The sequence below is a fragment of the Flavobacterium sp. CYK-55 genome, from assembly GCF_018413465.1.
Taxonomy (GTDB): domain Bacteria; phylum Bacteroidota; class Bacteroidia; order Flavobacteriales; family Flavobacteriaceae; genus Flavobacterium.
On the sequence record NZ_JAHCDK010000023.1, the window covers coordinates 1 to 3,218 of the forward strand.

Genomic DNA, 3,218 nt, shown 5'->3' on the forward strand with positions numbered 1-3,218 from the left:
TGCAACATCGGTTGCTAATATCTTAACATACTGAGATAAAGAAATACATTTGGAAAGATTGCACTCCCGTCTTGCGACGGGAGATGCGACGTACATAAGCTTACGGGTTATTAGTACTACTCGACTATGACATTACTGCCTTTACATCTATAGCCTATCAACGTGGTCATCTTCCACGACCCTTAAAAGAAATCTCATCTTGTGGTGGGTTTCGCGCTTATATGCTTTCAGCGCTTATCCCTTCCCGACGTAGCTACTCTGCGATGCCCCTGGCGAGACAACAGATACACTAGAGGTCAGTCCAATTCGGTCCTCTCGTACTAGAATCAGATCCACTCAAATTTCTAACGCCCGCAGTAGATAGAGACCGAACTGTCTCACGACGTTCTGAACCCAGCTCGCGTGCCACTTTAATGGGCGAACAGCCCAACCCTTGGGACCTTCTCCAGCCCCAGGATGTGACGAGCCGACATCGAGGTGCCAAACCCCCCCGTCGATATGAGCTCTTGGGGGAGATCAGCCTGTTATCCCCGGCGTACCTTTTATCCTTTGAGCGATGGCCCTTCCATGCGGAACCACCGGATCACTATGCTCTACTTTCGTACCTGATCGACCTGTGTGTCTCTCAGTCAAGCTCCCTTTTGCCATTGCACTCTACGCACGGTTACCAAGCGTGCTGAGGGAACCTTTAGAAGCCTCCGTTACTCTTTTGGAGGCGACCACCCCAGTCAAACTACCCACCAAGCAATGTCCCCCGCAACGCGGGGTTAGGCTTCAGATAAGCAAAGGGTGGTATTTCAACAATGACTCCCCGAATCCTGGCGAACCCGGTTCATAGTCTCCCACCTATCCTACACATCACTTATCCAAAGTCAATACTAAGCTATAGTAAAGGTGCACAGGGTCTTTTCGTCCCACTGCGGGTAGACGGCATCTTCACCGTCACTACAATTTCACCGAGCTCATGGCTGAGACAGTGTCCAGATCGTTACACCATTCGTGCAGGTCGGAACTTACCCGACAAGGAATTTCGCTACCTTAGGACCGTTATAGTTACGGCCGCCGTTTACTGGGGCTTCAATTCAATGCTTCTCCGAAGATAACATCTCCTCTTAACCTTCCAGCACCGGGCAGGTGTCAGGCCCTATACTTCATCTTACGATTTTGCAGAGCCCTGTGTTTTTGATAAACAGTCGCCTGGACCTCTTCACTGCGGCCAGCTTACGCTGGCGACCTTTCTCCCGAAGTTACAGGTCTATTTTGCCTAATTCCTTAGCCATGAATCTCTCGAGCACCTTAGGATTCTCTCCTCGACTACCTGTGTCGGTTTACGGTACGGGTACTGTTAATCTAAGTTTAGAGGTTTTTCTTGACAGCCCTTAGGTACACTATCACTTTGTCCGAAGACTCCGTGTACTATCGCATTTCCCCAGTTCCTGCGCATTTTACTACAGGACCTATAGGTAGGTGCTTTAACGAACTATTCCGTCAGTTCGCGGTACTTTCATCACTGTGTCACCCCATCACAATTAACAGTAGTACGGGAATATTAACCCGTTGGCCATCGACTGTTCCTTTCGGATTCGCCTTAGGTCCCGACTAACCCGCAGCTGATTAGCATAGCTGCGGAAACCTTAGTCTTTCGGTGTGCAGGTTTCTCGCCTGCATTATCGTTACTTATGCCTACATTTTCTTTTCTATAAGCTCCAGCATAGCTCGCGCTAAACCTTCTACGCCGATAGAATGCTCCCCTACCACTTGCATTACTGCAAATCCATAGCTTCGGTAATATGCTTATGCCCGATTATTATCCATGCTCGTCCGCTCGACTAGTGAGCTGTTACGCACTCTTTAAATGAATGGCTGCTTCCAAGCCAACATCCTAGCTGTCTGGGCAGACAAACCTCGTTATTTCAACTTAGCATATATTTGGGGACCTTAGCTGATGGTCTGGGTTCTTTCCCTCTCGGACTTGGACCTTAGCACCCAAGCCCTCACTGCTGGTAAACATTTATTAGCATTCGGAGTTTGTCAGGAATTGGTAGGCGGTGAAGCCCCCGCATCCAATCAGTAGCTCTACCTCTAATAAACTTATATCCAGCGCTGCACCTAAATGCATTTCGGGGAGTACGAGCTATTTCCGAGTTTGATTGGCCTTTCACCCCTACCCACAGGTCATCCGAAGTCTTTTCAACGACAACCGGTTCGGACCTCCACTGTGTGTTACCACAGCTTCATCCTGCCCATGGGTAGATCACACGGTTTCGCGTCTAACACTACTGACTAAAGCGCCCTATTCAGACTCGCTTTCGCTACGGATCCATGTCTTAAACACTTATCCTTGCCAGCAACGTTAACTCGTAGGCTCATTATGCAAAAGGCACGCCGTCACCCAACTAATGGGCTCCGACCGCTTGTAGGCGTATGGTTTCAGGATCTATTTCACTCCGTTATTCACGGTTCTTTTCACCTTTCCTTCACAGTACTGGTTCACTATCGGTCTTCTGCGAGTATTTAGCCTTAGCGGATGGTCCCGCTTGATTCAGACAGGGTTTCACGTGCCCCGCCCTACTCAGGATACCACTATCTATTATATCCCTTACCTATACGGGACTATCACCCTGTATCGTCTACCTTTCCAGGTAGTTCTAGTTCAGTTTACATAGAATGTCGTGGTCCTACAACCCCGATATTGCCGTAACAACATCGGTTTGGGCTAATACGCTTTCGCTCGCCACTACTCACGCAATCACTTTTGTTTTCTTCTCCTGCGCCTACTTAGATGTTTCAGTTCAGCGCGTTCGCCCCTCTATCGAGGTAATACATCTTCAATGTATTGGGTTGCCCCATTCGGATATTTTCGGATCAACACTCGTGTGCAGCTCCCCGAAACTTTTCGCAGCTTATCACGTCCTTCTTCGCCTGCAGAAGCCTAGGCATCCCCCATACGCCCTTATTTTGCTTATTGTACTTTTTGTTCTATACACCTAAATATATAAAACGTGTTCTTTCTACTTTGTTTGTATTTTCTTATCTCAATATGTCAATGAACTTTACGGATATACGTGACCTATGGCCAACGCACCTCCTGGCTCCTTCGCTAAAAATGTCTACTAGACATTTTCCTAACGCTTCGGCCCTGTGGAGAATAACGGAGTCGAACCGTTGACCTCCTGCGTGCAAGGCAGGCGCTCTAGCCAGCTGAGCTAATCCCCCAA

Annotated in this window: 1 tRNA gene and 1 rRNA gene; both read right to left on the reverse strand. The window is 48.4% G+C overall.

Annotated elements, in window-relative coordinates:
* Positions 1-90: 90 nt before the first annotated feature.
* Positions 91-2,968 (reverse strand): 23S ribosomal RNA (locus KIH23_RS13540).
* A gap of 174 nt (positions 2,969-3,142) precedes the next feature.
* Positions 3,143-3,216, reverse strand: a tRNA-Ala gene (locus KIH23_RS13545).
* Positions 3,217-3,218: the final 2 nt, after the last annotated feature.